This window comes from Bifidobacterium oedipodis, assembly GCF_012932425.1.
Lineage (GTDB): Bacteria > Actinomycetota > Actinomycetes > Actinomycetales > Bifidobacteriaceae > Bifidobacterium > Bifidobacterium oedipodis.
Window position 1 is genome coordinate 246,189 of the sequence record NZ_JAAIII010000004.1, and the last position, 17,041, is coordinate 263,229.

Here is a 17,041-nt window from a genome sequence, read left to right on the forward strand (position 1 = left end):
GAGAATCACTCATGAGCACGAATGCAACCATGCCGAAGATCGCATTGGGTGCCTGGTCTTGGGGATCAGGCGCAGCTGGCGGCGACCAGGTGTTCGGCAATCATCTCGACGAGCGCGAGCTGCGACCGGTGTTCGACGCGGCGCTGGAGCATGGCCTGAATCTGTGGGATACGGCCGCCGTATATGGCGAGGGCAGCTCGGAGCGCATCCTCGGTGACTTCGTGAAGGATGAGGATCGTGAGCGCGTGCTGCTGTCCACGAAGTTCACGCCGCAGATCGCCTCCGACTCCCCCAACGCCATGCAGGAGATGCTGGATGGCAGCAAGCAGCGCCTGCATGCTGATGTCATCGACGTGTATTGGATCCACAATCCCATGGATGTGGAACGTTGGACGCCGGATCTCATTCCATTGGCGAAAAGCGGGCAGATTCGCTCCATCGGCGTCTCGAACCACAACCTCGCCCAGATCAAGCGGGCAAACGAAATCCTCGGCGAAGCCGGTTTGAAGGTGTCGGCCGTGCAGAATCATTACAGTCTGCTACACCGCTCGTCGGAGCGCGCCGGCATCCTCGACTACTGCAAGGAGAACGGCATCACGTTCTACGCCTACATGGTGTTGGAACAAGGCGCGTTAACCGGCAAGTATGACTCGATGCATCCATTCCCGCAGGGCTCCGGACGCGGCGATTCCTACAATCCACATCTGGCTGAAATCGAGCGACTGATCGAGGCCCTGCGCACCATCGGCAAGTGCCATGACGCGAGCCCCGCGCAGGTGGCGACCGCATGGGCCATCGCCAAGGGCACGTTGCCCATCATCGGCGTCACTAAGGTTCGCCAGGTCGAGCAGGCCGCCGCGGCAGCCCAGCTGCATTTGACCGATGACGAGGTTGCGCTGCTGGAACGTCTCGGTGACGAGACCGGCGTGCACACGCTGCGCGAATGGGAACAGGACATGGATTAGCGCCCTTTTTCTCAGCTATCTGCGTTACGGGTAGTGGATTTGAGGAATTGCAAACATCGATCTGCATTACGGGTAGTGCCTCATCAGGCATATGTCTTCTTCAATCGTTGATATTCTGCGGAAGATACTTGGACTATATGCCAATGGGCACTACCCGTAACGCAGATCGACCTCCGCAAAAGCTCAAATCCACTACCCGTAACGCAGATATGATGCTGAAACGGCAATATCTTCATGAGATCGGACGATATTGGTCAGTGTCGGTGAAACAGGTTTTGTAGACCATCAGCATGATGAGGCTGTCGGCAAGCAAGGTTAATGCGGCAATGGCGGCAAGAATCACGAACTGGTATTTTGCGGCGTCGAACGGATCGCCGCCGGCGATGACTTGGCCGGCCATCATGCCAGGAATCGTGACAATACCGCTCGACGCTAGCGATGCGTTGGTCGGCAGCAGCCCGAGACGAATCGACGAGACTATCGACGGGCGTGAGGCCTCCCATGCGCTCGCGCCAAGCGCCAGCAGGGTGTCGATCTCGTCACGCCGTTCCTTCATGCTTTCGTAGAATCGGCTCAGTCCGACCGCCAAAGCACTCACCGTGTTGCCCAGCAGCATGCCGGTGAGTGGCACCACCAGTTGCGGCGCATACCACGGTTGTGGGCGAACGATGAGCTCCGTCACCAAGCCGAGCATCATGAGCATGGTGATCACCAAGCTGAGCAGCACTGGCCATGCAAGCCCTTTCGGCACGCCTTTGGCGCGCGACAGCGTGATTTGCACGCCGGCGACCAACATCACAGCCATCAGGGCAAACACCAGCCAGGGATTGTTCGCCCTGATCACGAACCCCATGATGAAACCCATCGCGCACAATTGCAGCAGCGCCCGGCATGCCGACCACAACAACGTCCGCCCAATGCCCATGCGCATAATGCCCGATATGGCAGCCGCGGCGACCACCATCAGCATCGCCACCAGCAGGCCCAAAAAATCAATGGAGTAGGAGGTTCCGCTCATCAACGCACCTCCCCTGTCACCATATCGTCAACATTCTTCATGCCGTTCCTAACAGCCTCTTCCGTGATATCCGACAACACACCGCCCGCCAATCTCAAGATGCGCTTTGCTCTTCCGTCCGGTGACCGGTGACGGATACGCATTACCGCCATACCGTGTTCGGCCGCCTCGGCCAGCACGTCGGCCACAAGATTCGCATTATCGTCATCCAATCCAGCATCGACCTCATCGGCCAGCAGAACCTTCGGCCGGGTAAGCAGAGTACGCACCAAACTGACGCGGGCCGCCTGTCCACCGGACAAATCATGCACCGGACGGGACAGCTCGATATCCGCGCAACCAACGGCATCCAGCAGTTCACGAATCGCACCATCAGGCAGCGCATTGTCCGCAGCGGTCGACAATCGCGACCATAGATACCCGATCCGATTCTTTCCCAATGAAGACGATTCCCGACGTACCGACAACGTCCAGGGCAAACGGACGCTTCGGCCACACTTGAACCGATTAACGTCGCCTTCTGCGGCAGATAGGCCACATGGCAACGCCATTGTTGCGGGCCGTATTCCCGTGCGGAATGTCCTTCCAACAAGAGCTCGCCGTCGGCATGCGGGTTCAGCCAGGCCAGAGCTGTCAGTAAACTGCTTTTCCCTGCACCTGAGGGCCCTACCAGATCGACGATTTCACCTTGTCCAAGCGAGAACGAAAGCCCCTGAAACACGGACACTTCACCATGAGCCGACGGCATTCTGCACGACATATTCTGAGCACACAGCATCTCTTGCACAAGCCGCACGATATGTCGCACGACAAAACATCGAACACCCAGCGTTTCTTAGCTTATTCTTAGCAACATCTTCCCCAAATAAAGATGTTCTCCGTCTCATATGCAACTTACGGCAGCACAGCAAATGCTCCCGTAACCGAATAAGCACGAATAACCCGGCATCCACGAATACCAAACCTTATAATGGGCACAAGGGCGGCACGGAAGCCGTTCATACGTTCATAACTCAAGGAGGTTTTATGATCAATCATCTGACTATCAAGGTGAAGGATTTCGAGCGCGAGACGGCGTTCTATGAGGCGGCTCTTGCCCCGCTGGGATACACGAAGGGTGTGGCGTTCCCGGGTGTGCAGCAGTTTGCGCACGCGGACGGATCCAGCGTGTTCGTGTCGACCGTGGCTGCTGACGCGGTCATCGCGCCCATGCATGTGGCGTTCGACGCACCAGACACCGATGCGGTCGCGGCGTTCCACGCGGTGGGTATTGCCAACGGTGGTACCGACAATGGCGAACCCGGCCCGCGCCCGCATTACGGTCCGAACTACTATGCGGCCTTCGTGCATGATCCGGAAGGCAACAACATCGAAGCCGTCATCAATTCCTGACCACAGCACACATCACATTGAGCTCATCAATGTAGATGACTTCAATGTCATCATATCCGCCAGCCTGCATGCACGAAAAACGCCTGATAAGCAGCCGCACAAGCTGGCGGATAGATTATCCTCTTTACTGCGATGCCAATCGCAAACGGTCAACGCCAGATTCGAAACAAGTGGCCATTGCATCAATGGAAGATGCGGATATGCCATTGGACAAAGCTACCCTACGCCAATCGGATAAGCGCTCCGCCATCTCTCGTGCGATACGCTTTGCCTCACTTAAGCTGGTGCGATAATATTCACACACCGATAATGCGATTTCAGGTTCGGCTTCACGACTGTCGTAATCAATGGCCGTATTCAGCATCTTAGGGTTGTCCCCAATCGTCGGATTTACATCGAAGGCCGGAGACAACGCCCAACCATGTTCGGCTCTCAGAAATCCGTGATTCCTCATGTGGTTGTCCGTATTGCCCACTGCCGTGTCGAATAACGCACGTTTCCACAACTCTCGAATGTCGCGGTTCGGACTAGCCCCTTCCTCTTCCAAAAACTCCACGAGTTCTAAAAACGAATAGTGCCCGCCGTCTACTCCTTGAATCGCGGTCATGCCACTCATATACGGTATTCGTTCACCACTATCGGTTCTATCAAATCGTTTCAGTAAAAGCACTGAGCGTCCGCGAACCCTTAACAAGCGAGTGTCCGGCACTTGAATTCCTACTTCTGAGGCAAGTTGCAACACAGTCTTCTCCCATGCGCCAACATCATCAGCGATGTTTTCATCTGCCCTTGGGAATTTGGCTATGTTCAACCTCCCCTGCTCGTCTTGCACGGAGGCCTTCGGTCGTGCGCCGCCAAGGCTTGACCCCGCAGCGAGCAGATCACGAACATCAGCATTCATATCTTTGGCAGCTCGATCCGCCGACGATAGCAGATCAGGAATACTGATCTCGCGGGGAACGCCTTCCCGCGAATCGGCGACAGCGACACCGTCCTGCCAGATACGCAATGCACCTTGACGGGTCGCATCGTTAACGCCGACCAGCATATCCCTTTCGAACAGCGTCCGCGCGGTACGAGATTCTTCTTTGGCGGCATTACGTTCCGCACGTTTCATAAGATTACGCCCCCAACGATCCGGCATACAGTCCTGGAATATTCGGAACATCGGGGCATCGGACGCGTATATCGTTCCGGACGTAAGAGGCATGTCCGGTGCCAAAGGAAACGCTTGAGGATCGTTCAGATATGAATTCTCGTATAAAAAACTCGCGCTTTCAACTCCTCTACGCACAGATGTGAACAATCTCCCAACTGGCACATCGCGTCCAAATAATTGCAGAGTAACTTGGTTTTCCAACGTGATCACCCCCTCACACGTTTCGGGGTATTATCATCGGCACGCAAGCGTCCGATAGGGGTATTCAATGGATCGGTCGCGGAAACTACGGATTCAAGTGTTCCCAAAATTCTCGACACACGCAAAAACGTCTCCAAACTTCCCTTCCCATGAGTCAGCAATTTTCGTACCGTTGGCACCGATAGATCTGCTCGCTCGGCCAACAATTCAAGCGTGATTCGCTGTTGTCTACGAGAAAGATCCATGTGCTGCGCAATGTCGCGCATGGCTCGAGAAACCGGAATAGGTGTGCGAGAAGCCATGATATATCCCTTTCTAACAGAAAGAATTATATCATTTAACATCTATAACAGAAAAGAACATTCTAATTAGAGAAGGTGACGGATGCATTGCCGCGGCCGACGGCTTGGGCCAATGCGTCGGGGTTGTCGATGGAACCGATGCGGGTGTAGGAGTAGGAGGTTTGGAAGGTTTTGTAGAACAGCACCACGCAGTCGGAGCCGTACAGCATCAGGTCGCCGGTGTGGATGGTTCCGGGATTCGAGGAGTTCGACGGCAGCGATTCGTCGAGATAGTGGTATTTTTCGTTGCCGTTCATCTCATCCATGGTCAGGGTCATGGGCAAACGTTCGGCGAAGGCCCGTGCGGTTTCGGTGTCGGCCAAGGTTGCTGTGAAGGATTGTCCGTTGACGGTAATGGTTATGGCGTTCATATCATGCTCGCTTTCCGTAGTTCCGTTAGTATGTTCTGCAGTTTCGCCGCCATCGGCTTCTTCGCTTTCTTGCTGCGGCGCCGCTTGCTGCGTCGCCTGCGTCTCAGCGGCATGTTCAGCTGATGAACTATTCGTCATCGCACATCCGGAAGTCAGTAGCAGCATCACAGATGCAACTGCAGCCATCACCACACGCAGCTTGGCACGAATCTGCGGAGCGACGCGCGCAAGCAGCAATGGCAGCGCAACGACCAGCATGATAATGCCGCCGAGTGGGATCATACGTGAGCCGATCGAGTCGATGAGCGCGCCGACCAGCTGCGTGCCGATCATCGTGCCGAGGTTGGTAGCGGCGAGGAACAGTCCGTTGGCGAATTCCGGGGCGTCGAGCATGGCGACGGAAATCCAATACTGGTTGACGTTGGCGACGCAACCCGCCAGCACGCCGAGAACAACAAGAATCACGGCAGCAAGAATCGCACCAGCGCCGAAGATGAACAGCAACGCGAACATCGCCGCGAGCGGAAACGGTAGCAGGCAGACGAAACGTCGCGGACTGCGAACGAGTTCACGTCCGGCAATCATATTGCCCACGATGTTCATCAGACCGTAGACCAACAGCATTAAGCTAATCGTCGAATCCGGCAGGCCAGTGACCGTGCCAAGATATTCCGAAAAGTAGCTGAATACGCCGAACACCGCGCCGTTGAGCGCCACCACGCCGAGGATGGACAGCCAGGTTCGGCCTTCCAGCAGATGTTTGAGCTGGCTACCATACGACATCGCTTGCGGCTGTTCACCGCTCGGCAGGCCGAAGATCAGCGCCAGCAGCGCAAATCCGTTTACCGCCGCGCAGAACAGCATGCCGCCATGCACGGAGCTCATCGAAACAATCCAGTTGACGCAAGGTACGCCCAACACCATGCCGGCGGAGACGCCCATCATCACCTTCGCGGTAGCCTTGGGTGCATCTTGCTCGCGAACCGAGAACGCAGCTTCGGAGAACGCGAAGGAGGTGTACACCGGTTGCATAATCGCGGGGATGATGCGCAGGGCCAGCAGCAGCGGAAAACTGGAGACAAACGCAGAAGCGAAGCTGCAGACGGTGAATACAACCAGCGAGGCCAGCATCACCGTTTTGCGACGAAACCGGGAGCACAATAACGGCGCAATTGGTCCGGAGAACGCAACGGCCAGGGCAAACATGCTCACCAGCAGTCCGGCGGTCGCCACGGTGACGCCGTATTCGCCTGCTACTGCGGGCAGAATGCCGGTGATGCCCATTTCGGTGTTGATGATGCCGAACGCACCGACTGCGAGCAGAAGAATACGCAGGTTGGTCGCGTGGGTTCCAGATGATGCTTGTGCCATGATGTTGCCTTGTAGGGATGAAACGGTTGAATTGCCTTCACCATAGGCATCGCACGATTCACATATCAAATACCTATGGACGATGCCAACCCATATCCACAAAGCATGAATTGGATTGTCTTTCGACGTCATTCCAAGCGGAACCTACATCTCTCTCGTCATTCCAAGCGGAGCGTAGCGGAGTCGAGGAATCTCAGCCGTTGTATGGCTATGAGATCCTTCGACTCCGCTACGCTCCGATCAGGATGACGAAGAGAGTATCCGCTTACTTAGCGACGCTCACAGTCATCTTGCGACGCTTGAAGAAGCGGCGAATGGCCACGACCTCGGCGGCGACGAGCAGCAGTCCCAGCACACCGACGGCGGCATAGTAGATGTACTGCCAGGCCGGAGTGACGACCTCGGGCTGGCCGTTCTCGTAAATCCAGCTGTTCACCGCAGTGTAGAGGATGTTATGCGAGGCGTTGCGCATCGCGATTACCGAGGTGGCGCTGTGGTCGGTGATGTGGTTGCTGGTATCCGTGGTGGCGAGCATCGCGTCGCCGCCGTTGCGGATAATCTGGTCGGCCACCTGGTAGCCAAGGCCACCGAAGTAGTCAGTTTCCACGAATCCATGGAAGCCCCATTCATCGCGCAGCACCGTGTTGAGCAGGCCCGGATGGGCACCGGCGTAACGGGTGCCGATGTAGTTGTAGGAGCTCATCACTGCGGTGGCTTCGCCGTCCTTGACCGCCATTTCGAAGGGCTTCAGGTAGATCTCGCGGATCGTCTGCTCGTCGGCCCAAGTGCAAATCATGGAGTTGCGGTTGGTTTCCTGATCGTTGAGCGCATAGTGCTTGATGAAGCCATAGACGCCTTTGCTGGCGGCACCGGCGTTCTCGTTGGCGGCCATCACACCGGAGAGCAGCGGATCCTCGGAGAAGTATTCGAAGTTGCGGCCCGCATAGGCGGAACGATGGATATTCATGGCCGGGGCATACCAACCGGTCACATTGATCTCATGCGCCATATCGCCGATGATTTCGCCGTATTCGGTGGCCAGCTCAGGGTTAAAGGTGTTGGCCACGACGGTGCTGGCGGGCAGGCCGATGGAGCCGACGCCGGTGAAGTTGTTGTTCAACGCGGCCGGGCCGTCCACGTCAGACTGCTGGGGCTTGTTGATCTTGGAGATGGCGGCGTTGTTGTAACCGGTGTTGGCGATCAGATTGTCCATATCGTCGAAGGTGAGCTCGTCGAGCAACTCGTCCCACATGGGGTCGTCGTAATCCTTGCCGTACAGTTCGACCAGATCGATGCCGTTATCCGCGCCGGTGGTCGGCATTTCGTCGGAATCGTTATTCTCGTTCTCATAGTTCGAGGCATTGATGAACGTGGTCTTGTATTCCTCGGACATGCTGTAGGAAGTCGGAGCGGCTGTGGCCTCGTCATAGTTGGCGAAGTGGTCGGCACGGGACAGGTAGGTCACATCGCCGGCTGCGTCGTCGAACACGTTGGTGACTTCACTCTGGTCATCGGAGCGATGGTTGTCGCCGGAGTAGGTGATGGTTTCCGGCACGGTCACGGTCTGCTCTTCGATGATGGCGTGGGAGTCGGAGCGGATGGAAATGCCATAGTCGCCAGATTCGAGCACGTAGGCGCATGCGTTCCGGTAATCATAGGAGGCCATGTCTTCGTCCTGGAATTCGACGCTGATGGTCTGCGATTCACCCGGCTCAAGTTCGTCGGTCTTGGCAAAATCGACGAGGTTGGCGGATGCCTTCTCAATGCCACCGTTGGTGTACGGAGGATTGTAGAACACCTCGACCGCATCCTTGCCGGCCACGTCGCCCGTGTTCGTCACGGTCACATCGAAGCTGATTGTGCCGTCGGAGTCATAGGTCACGTCACCCATCTCCTGTTCGAAGGTGGTGTAGCTCAGGCCGTAGCCGAACGGATACTGCACCACCGAGTCGTAATCGATTGCGCCTTCTGCAGCGGCGGTCTCATAGTAGCGGTAACCGACGTAGATACCTTCGACGTAGTTGACGAACGTGGGAGTGCTGGTGCCGGTGAACGAGGTAGCGTTGAACTCGTCCATGTTGTCGTAGGTGAAGTTGCCGATGTTGTTGTACCACGGGGTGAGCGAGAAGTCACGCACGAAGGTGTCGGTGGAATGGCCGGAGGGGTTCGTGGCACCGGAGAGCACCTCACCGAGGGCGGCAAAACCGGTCTGGCCGGCGGACGGGCACCACAGCACGGATTTAATTTGCGGATAGTCATTCACGAAGTCAAGTTCGAAGTCGTTGGCACCGTTGTAAACAAGCACAACGTTCTCGAAGTTCTCGGTGACGAGGTTGATCATGTCGGATTCGCTCTGGGAGAGGGTCAGATAACCTTGGTCGTCGGCAAAGTCCTGATAGTCATTGGAATTATTGTGGTAGACCACGTCGCCGCCCATCTGTCCGGCGACGGCGTTCGCGTCGCCCTCGCCGCTGTCAGTATCCTCACCGGGGCCGGTCTGGGCGATGTCGCCCATGCGGTGCGGCAGATCGGCACCTTCGCCGCCGGGGCGTGCGAGCACAACAACCGCAGTGTCAGAGAAGTCACGCGCGTTGGCGAGCAGATCATCGGAGTAGGTGGAGGCGGGCGGCTCCGGCAGGGTCCAATCTTGGCTGAACACGCTCATGGCAGGGCGGTCAGCGCGATAGTCGGTGTAGAAATCCGACAGCTCGGTGTTCGTTTCGATACCGGCTTCGTTCAGTCCTTCAAGGATAGAGGTAGTATCGTACTGGTCGTTGAGCGATCCAGAACCGGAACCGCCGTAGATCGGATCGGTGGAAGCCCATCCGAACACATTCACCTGACCGGTTCCGAGCGGCAGCAGATCGTCGTCATTCTGCAACATCACGATACCTTCGCGTTGGATGTCGACGGCCATATCATTGGCGCGGGCCATCGTCTCCTCGCTCAGCCGTCCGCCGCCGGAGAGCAGCGACAGCGTGGTGCTCAACGGTCCGAACAGCATCATGCTCACAGCCACAATCACGGCCACGGCCGCAGCGATCCAAGTCTCGCTGTGCACAAGCTTGCGCACGCTTTGTTCCTTCACGGTGCGCTTGTTGATAATGATCGTAACCAATAGTGCGATTGCCAACGCCACACCTATGGCAATCAGCTGCGAGCGCAACGACACGATCACATTGATCACGTCGGCGATGTTGATACCCAACATGTTCTTCTCCTTACAAAACGGGATGCAAATGATTCATCGCATTGGGCTGCTATGCCCTGCCCACTGTGAAACAGCCGATCCGAAGCGTTCCTTGCCGTGGGATTGCGATCTGTTTCGTGTGGTTTTGCGGTGATGATTGCTACGTTAAAACAGTGAAGCCGGCCGTATCCGGCTTTTGCATGAGCTGCCATCGTGGTTGCATGAGCCGTCATCCGAAACACTGGCAATGCCTTATGGATGGCGCGTTTTCCCGATTATGCACGTGCGCGCCCCGCGCATTGAACCCGCTAGACTGCCATATATGGTTTTGATTTCTATTGCAATCACTGATGATGTCGACGAGGATGCCGCCATCACGGAATCGATGGTGCGGCGATACTGCGATGAACATCCCGCTGGGGATACCCGCATCATTCTTACCCGCTTCGCTGATGGTATGGCGTTGCTGCGCTTTTATGATGATGCGGAGCGCAAACCATTCGACCTGATCTTCCTTGATGTGGAGATGCCCGGCATCGATGGTTTGGAGACCGCACGCCGCCTGCGGGAACTGGATACGCGCACGGTGATCGTGTTCACTACCAAAATGGCTCAGTACGCTACCATCGGTTACGATGTGGATGCTGTCGGCTATCTCGTCAAACCTCTGGAATATCCGGGATTCGCTCTGAAAATGCGCAAGGCGTTGAACATTATCGCCACACGTACAGGCACCACCATCGCCATCAAATCCGATGATCACATGCATTTCCTCGACTCGCATGAGATCCGCTACGTGGAGGTGACGGGGCACAACGTGCTTTACCACACCGATAAAGGCGTATGGAGGGATTGGGGGTCACTTAAGGCGACGGCCGAGCAATTGGGCGGGCACGATTTCGTGGCGTCGAGCCGGTATTGTTTGGTCAATCTCGCATGGGTGGACGCTTTCGAAGCGGATACGGTGATTGTGGACGGCGAGCGCCTTGCTGTGTCTCGCTCACGCAAAAAGCCGTTGATGCAGGCGTTGAACGCTTATTACAGCCGCGCATAGGCGGACATCATGCTGCAACTAACGTATTTTCTACCTTTCCTGCTGGAGTTTGTCGCCGGTGTACTGTTATTTACTCGACGGCTCGACTGGCATCGCACCGAGCATGTCGCGATTGGCGCCCTTGTCACACTGGCCGTCGGTGTGGCGACGGGTGCTGTTCGTATGGCATGTCCTTTTCTGTGGACGATGCCGTCAACCGGTGGGCAGGCCACGTCTGTGCTGCGTCTTCTGGCGAGCACCTTGCTGTTCGCCTGTTATGCGGCACTGCTCGCAGTGTTGCTGCACTGGATTTGTTCCGTGTCGTGGATGGAGTCGCTGGTCATCGTCGCCGTGGGCTACTGCGCACAGCATATTGCTTTCGCCTGCGTTTCGGCGTTGCGTTCCGTTGCGGGATTACGGTTGTATATCTACGATATGCGGTTGGTTCCGCTGCACGTGGTGGTGTTCGCCGTCATCTACTGGCTGATCTGGCTGCTGGTTGCTCACGATTTCACTGTGGATGGGGAGAAGATTCGCGATGCGAAAGCTCGTGTGCTGATGAGTCTTGGCGTACTGGCGCTGGTGATCGTGTTCAATCTGGTGGTGGAAGAGCTGGTCGACGGCGGCTGGTTGGAATTCGGCGGCCAAGTCATCTGCTACCTGTATGACCTAGTGTGCAGCATACTGGCTTTCGCTCTGTTGATCGCGGTATCGAACAACGACAGGCTGGCCAATGATTTGGCGGTGATTCAGCAGATCAACCGGCTCAAGGAGCAGCAGTATGAGATGAGCCGCGAGAACATCGAATTATTGAATACGAAGTTCCATGATGTACGTAAGAACCTTGCATCGCTGCGCAAAACTGCGCAGGAATTGCAACGGGCGCAGGCTGCCATGCCAGGCGACTCCCCCGCCGCTGATATTCCCACCGATGCGTTGGAAGAGATGGAACGTTCGATTCGCGTGTACGATTCGATTTTCCGCACCGGCAACGACGCGTTGGATACGCTGTTGACGGAGAAAAGCTTGTATTGCACGCAGCATGACATCACGCTGACCGCCATGGCCGATGGCGAACAGCTCGGGTTTATGGATCGCTCCGACGTCTACGCGCTGTTCGGCAACATCCTCGATAATGCGATCGAGGCGGTGGCATTATTGCCGAACGCGGCAGACCGTCAGATTACTTTCGACATACGCGCCAACGGACGCATGCTGCGTGTGAGCGAGGAGAACTATTATGCGGGCGATGCGCCGCGCATGGAGAACGGCCTGCCGCAGACTTCGAAGGCGGATCGGCGCTTCCATGGTTTCGGAATGCGTTCCATCGCCCGGCAGGTGGCGAAGTACCAAGGCCAGCTCAATATCGATACCGCCGACCAGGTCTTCTCCCTCAATATCCTCATTCCTATTCCGGCATAGCTTATTCCACGCCGATTTGGACGATTTTGTTGCCCCAGCCTTCGAGGACGGGATTGTTGATGACGGCGTTGACGAAGTCGTCGGTCGGGTCGAATTCGCCGACTTTCGTGTATTCGCCGCTGACCTGCGCATCACGATAGAACAGAATGATGCGGTTCGGATGGGAATAGTAGAGCTCTCCGGCATGTTCCTCGGTCACGGCCCCAGGATTGGAGGGAATCTCGTAGCGGCTGGGGATATCGTAGTACTGCATCACGTCGGAGTCTTCGAAATCGTCGTAATGGTAGATCGGCAGACGCCAGTCGGATTCGGCCACATACCCCGCAATGGCGGAGGCCGTGGCGTTGGATTCCAGATTCAGCGCGAAGGGAGCCCCGTCGTCGCCGAAACGAACTTCAAGCACAGAGGGAATTTCACCGGAAGACGACGAGCGAGACGAATCCGCACTAGACGATGATGAACCGCTCGCAGCAGCGGTATTGTTCGACGACGAGGAACCGCCGCCGGCACAGCCCGCCAGTGTCAGGGACAGGGCAAGTGCGCAGCCAGCAGCGATGGTCATCCGCAGAGTGTTATTCATGATGATGCTCCTTTGATATTGAATGGAAATGATTTGATATTGGATGAAAACGATTGTGTATTTGGTTCAGATCGACGTGTCTAATGGGTGAACAGTCCGATTGCCGCGACGATAAATACGCCGATACCAATTGCCGCCACCAGAACAGCGAAACAGCGTTCCAGCCGTCTTACTGTGCCTGGCGCGCATCGCCCACGTAGTTTGGCAACAGAGCCGGCCAGCGCCAGCCACCAGCACATCGTGCCGGCCAGGATGCCCGCCACTAAGGCGACGCCTCGCAACGGCCCAAGAGGCCCGGCGATGCCGAACAGGGAGAAGGCGAACAGGAATCCGAGTATGGCTGCGGGATTCGTGATGCCGACGGCCAGAGCCGAAAGAAATACGCCCAGATTGTTCGCATAGGGTGTGGCAACGTGAGATGCCGTAACATGGGGTGCCACAGCGGCGTCGTCATGCTGTTTGCGTAATGATGCGATACCCATCGCAATCATCAGCAGGCCACCGACCACGCTGATGGGCGTCCGCCAATGCAGCAACGGTTCGGAGATAAACGTCAGCCCGAATGCGCCGACGGCGGCATACGCGCAGTCCGCCACGGACGAGCCGACGCCGGTCAGTAGACCAGTGAGGAAGCCGTGGCTTAATGTGCGTTGCAGCACGAGTGCGCCCACTGAGCCGACTGGCACTCCGAACAGGAGGCCGATGGTCAGACCGCACAATGCCATGGTGCAAAACTCACTCATCTCCGGCTAACTCCCGCGGCAAACCAACACGTCGAATCGATCCGGAGACCAGATAGGCAAACACAGCTGCCAAGGCGACGGCAAGCAATCCCGGCAACGGCACACGCCACCATGCGGGATGGGAGGCGAAATCGCTGACGCCGTACAATCGCAGCAGTGAGCCGGTCAGTGGATCGGTGGCAAAAACCGCTACGACTGTGCCAATAGCCGCGCCGAGAGCCGCTACCAAGGCGAAACGGATGGAGAAGGAGGCACGCAACCGTCGTGCGGACAAGCCGATCAGGCGGCAGACGACAAGATCGTGGCGTTCACGTATCAGGATCTTCGAGCCGGACAGCGCCACGGCAACGAACATAACCAGCGTCACAACCGCGATCATTGCCACGACCAGCATGCGCATCGCGGCGACGATGCCATACAGGCCAGGCCATGCGTTCTCATGCACGTAAGCGTTGCCTCCGAACGTGTCCTGCAACGAGCGCAACACCTCCTGTTTGGTGCCTTCATCCGTGAGGAAGAAGTGGTGGCACCACATCTGCGGGTTGTCCCGGCCGATGCGCGCATAGCCTTCGGCACTCAGTCCCACGTTCAGTCCCATGTCGTTGGCGCACTGATAGATGCCGACGACCGTATACTGCGCACTGCCTTGATCGGAGCTCAATGTCACGGTGTCACCAAGCCCTACGCCGAGATCACGGCTGACGAATTCGGTGATCACCGCCTGATCGGCAGCCTGACTGGTCGTGCCTTCAAGTATGTGGAAACGTTCCGGCTCAGTGATCACGTTGGCGGTCATATCGGTGCCGTTCAGTGCCACGCCCGGCATCGCGAGCTCGTATTCGTCGCTCACACCCGTGTGCGATTCGATGATTGCCCGCGCTTGATCCACGGTGCAGTCGCCGATGCATTGCACGCCGATATCCATGTCCGCCGGATTGAACGCGTCCATCAGGCCACGTCCATCGGAGCCCAGCCAGGCGTCCACACGCACCACCATCGACGACAGCAGTACGATCAGCGCCACCACCATGCATGCGCCCGCATACCAACGGCGACCGTCGTGCAGTTGGCGAACGGCCATGGACCAACCGAGCGCATGCGCCCGCAATGACGGACGCCGGGAAGTACTGCCGAGTCGCTTGGATTGGGATTGGGATGAGGCCGGACCAGCAAACGCATCCGACATCATCGACCCCTGAATGGCATGCAAGGGTGTGATGCACGCCAAACGTCTCGTCTTAACAAGGATGAATGCTGCGAACGTCACGATGATGACGCCCGCGCACGCTAGGTATCGTCCAATCGGGAAGGTAGACGGCACCAGCAATCCTGTAGAGTCTACCGTTGTACGCGTCGCAAGTCGTACAGTCCACAATGAGACCATTGCACCGACGATTACACCAAGCACAATACCGAGCATGTGCTGGATAATCAGCAGGATGCGCAGCATGCCGGTGGTGCAACCCAATGCCTTGTATATGCCGAGCACATGCGCGTCCTGCTCGATGTCAGCGTTGATGGAGGCACCAAGCACCACTCCGGCAACCGCGATCAACACCACCACGAAGGCGAGCAGCATGCCGACATAGGCGTTAAGTGCGGTGAGGGTGAATCCGGCGATCGCATCCACGGTATGCACGGATTGAACAACCTGCCGCAAACCGTCCACCTCGTTGATGCGTGTATTCAACGCCGAGGCGTCTAGACCCGCGGCGGGGTTCGCGCTGATGTGCAGCATCGCGCCGGTGCGGCCAAGTGCGTCGATGCCGGCATGCTCAATGCGTTCAGAAATCCGTTGCATGTCGCTGGCGGAAATAAGAAATCCTTTCATACCGATCATCGACGAACCCATGAACGGATCCTCAATGTATCCGGCCACGGTGAATTCCTCCGCCGCCCCGCCGCGCACAATCTGGAAAGCGATGGTGTCACCGATGCGCACATCGAACATCGAACGCATGGCAGGCGAGACCAGCACCTGACCAGTCTTGAGGTTCCGAGGCCCGCTCTCGTAGCCGTTGACAGCGTCGTTGAGCAGTCGGTAATCGTAATGATCGGGATCGTAGACGATCAACTGCCCTTCGCTGTCGGAGTGTTCGCCGTTGACCTCATAATCGGAGTACACCAAAGTCTGCACACCGACCCGTTCGATCTCGTTCAGCGCTTCCAATGCGTCAGTCACCGGCGTGGGGTCGCCGCTAGGCAGATTCGATGCCCATACGGTGATGTCGCCGTATCCCAATCGCTGCAGTTCATGCCGTTCGTAAGCGTTGGCATTGGCCTGCAATGACAGGATGGTGGCGAGCGCAGCCGAGGCGACAATCATCAACGTCAATAAGCCTGCCAGCGAGCCTTTGTGTCGACGAAGTGCGGATTGCAGCGCGACAATCAGCGCACGTGGTGAAAACGATGCCATATTTGCCTCACCATCCCATGTCCGACAGCCAGGCGGTGAGCGAGATTTCACGCGCTTTGGCGTCGTCCGGCCGGTATACGCCCAGCGGGAACTCTCCGAGCAGTTCGCCATCACGCACATACAGCACGCGGTTGGAGCGGATGGCCGCACGCACATCATGGGTAACCATAAGGATGCTTTGCCCGTTGCGATTCAGTTCGCTCAGCAGATCAAGTACGTCGTCACTGTTGCGTCGGTTGAGCGCGCCGGTCGGCTCGTCCGCGAATAGCATGCCGGGATGGTTGATGACGGCACGGGCGATGGCGGCGCGTTGTGCCTCGCCGCCGGAAACCTCAGACGGCAGACGATGGGCGGCGTGAGCAACATGCATGCGTTCCAGCAGACGTTCAGCCTCGGTGCGCACTTCGCCGCCATCGCGGTCTGCCGCGACATAACCGGCGAGGCATACGTTCTCCAACAGGGTGAGGTTGCCGATGAGATTCGGCTGTTGGAACACGAATCCGAATTCCTTGGCGCGCAGTTGCGCCATCCGCCGCTCCCCCAACGTATCGATGCGCGCACCTTGGTAATACACTTCACCGCTTGTGGGCTGATCCATACCGCTGAGCACATACAGCAGCGTGGATTTGCCTGCGCCTGAAGCACCCATGATGACGGTGAAATCGCCGGCATGAACGTCGATATCAATGTCATGAAGCACGATGCCGGTCTGTTCTGTGCTTTGCCGGTATTGCTTGTTAAGCGCACGCCCCTGCAGCACTACGTTGTCTGTGTGCTGGGTTGGTTCGTTGGCCGGCTGTTGATGCGTCACAAGGTTGTTGACGGCTGATTCGTTCATA

The 17,041-nt window shown here is 57.2% G+C and carries 13 protein-coding genes and 1 pseudogene; 4 read left to right on the forward strand and 10 right to left on the reverse strand.

Features of this window, described 5'->3' with window-relative positions; translation table 11 throughout:
- The first annotated feature begins 11 nt into the window (after positions 1–11).
- Positions 12–965 carry an aldo/keto reductase gene (locus G1C95_RS07980; protein WP_205832766.1) on the forward strand — a complete coding sequence of 318 codons (954 nt, stop codon included), beginning with the start codon at positions 12–14 and terminating at the stop codon, positions 963–965.
- Between the two features lie 232 nt (positions 966–1,197).
- Here G1C95_RS07980 and G1C95_RS07985 read toward each other — a convergent pair whose 3' ends face one another.
- Positions 1,198–1,983 (reverse strand): ABC transporter permease, encoded by a 786-nt coding sequence (locus G1C95_RS07985; protein WP_169172417.1) that lies wholly within the window; start codon positions 1,981–1,983, stop codon positions 1,198–1,200.
- A pseudogene (locus G1C95_RS07990) lies at positions 1,983–2,761 on the reverse strand (ABC transporter ATP-binding protein). The gene G1C95_RS07985 and the pseudogene G1C95_RS07990 overlap by 1 nt, the downstream one beginning before the upstream one ends.
- Positions 2,762–3,009: 248 nt before the next feature.
- On the opposite strand from G1C95_RS07990, the gene G1C95_RS07995 reads away from it, so the two are divergent.
- Entirely contained in the window at positions 3,010–3,375 is a 366-nt protein-coding gene (locus G1C95_RS07995; RefSeq protein ID WP_169172418.1) for a VOC family protein, read from the forward strand.
- 124 nt (positions 3,376–3,499) lie between these two features.
- Here the strand turns inward: G1C95_RS07995 and G1C95_RS08000 are convergent, their stop codons facing one another.
- The 4 genes from G1C95_RS08000 to G1C95_RS08020 form a co-directional block, all read right to left on the reverse strand.
- Positions 3,500–4,744, reverse strand: a complete 1,245-nt coding sequence (locus tag G1C95_RS08000) for a type II toxin-antitoxin system HipA family toxin (RefSeq protein WP_205832767.1) — start codon at positions 4,742–4,744, stop codon at positions 3,500–3,502.
- Complete coding sequence (locus G1C95_RS08005; protein WP_169172420.1) at positions 4,741–5,037, reverse strand: hypothetical protein; 297 nt, start codon at positions 5,035–5,037, stop codon at positions 4,741–4,743. The genes G1C95_RS08000 and G1C95_RS08005 overlap by 4 nt, the downstream gene beginning before the upstream one ends.
- A gap of 62 nt (positions 5,038–5,099) precedes the next feature.
- Positions 5,100–6,818: a cyclophilin-like fold protein gene (locus G1C95_RS08015; protein WP_205832768.1), complete on the reverse strand. Its 1,719-nt coding sequence runs from the start codon at positions 6,816–6,818 to the stop codon at positions 5,100–5,102.
- A 265-nt stretch (positions 6,819–7,083) separates the two neighbouring features.
- Positions 7,084–10,029, reverse strand: a complete 2,946-nt coding sequence (locus G1C95_RS08020) for a glycoside hydrolase family 3 N-terminal domain-containing protein (protein ID WP_169172421.1) — start codon at positions 10,027–10,029, stop codon at positions 7,084–7,086.
- 301 nt (positions 10,030–10,330) lie between these two features.
- Here G1C95_RS08020 and G1C95_RS08025 point away from each other — a divergent pair, with 301 nt between their 5' ends.
- Together G1C95_RS08025 and G1C95_RS08030 are read left to right on the forward strand one after the other, a co-directional pair.
- A complete protein-coding gene (locus G1C95_RS08025) occupies positions 10,331–11,062 on the forward strand; it encodes a LytR/AlgR family response regulator transcription factor (protein ID WP_169172422.1) in 732 nt (243 codons plus the stop codon).
- A 9-nt stretch (positions 11,063–11,071) separates the two neighbouring features.
- Positions 11,072–12,463 (forward strand): ATP-binding protein, encoded by a 1,392-nt coding sequence (locus G1C95_RS08030; RefSeq protein WP_169172423.1) that lies wholly within the window; start codon positions 11,072–11,074, stop codon positions 12,461–12,463.
- 1 nt (position 12,464) lies between these two features.
- Here the strand turns inward: G1C95_RS08030 and G1C95_RS08035 are convergent, their stop codons facing one another.
- From G1C95_RS08035 to G1C95_RS08050, 4 genes are all read right to left on the reverse strand, one after another.
- The gene (locus tag G1C95_RS08035) at positions 12,465–13,043 is read right to left on the reverse strand and encodes a cyclophilin-like fold protein (protein ID WP_205832769.1); all 579 of its coding nucleotides are present in this window, start codon (positions 13,041–13,043) and stop codon (positions 12,465–12,467) included.
- A gap of 80 nt (positions 13,044–13,123) precedes the next feature.
- Entirely contained in the window at positions 13,124–13,786 is a 663-nt protein-coding gene (locus G1C95_RS08040) for a LysE family translocator (RefSeq protein ID WP_169172424.1), read from the reverse strand.
- Positions 13,779–16,202, reverse strand: a complete 2,424-nt coding sequence (locus G1C95_RS08045; protein WP_169172425.1) for an FtsX-like permease family protein — start codon at positions 16,200–16,202, stop codon at positions 13,779–13,781. The genes G1C95_RS08040 and G1C95_RS08045 overlap by 8 nt, the downstream gene beginning before the upstream one ends.
- Positions 16,203–16,209: 7 nt before the next feature.
- Positions 16,210–17,040, reverse strand: a complete 831-nt coding sequence (locus tag G1C95_RS08050) for an ABC transporter ATP-binding protein (protein WP_169172426.1) — start codon at positions 17,038–17,040, stop codon at positions 16,210–16,212.
- Between the last annotated feature and the right edge of the window lies 1 nt (position 17,041).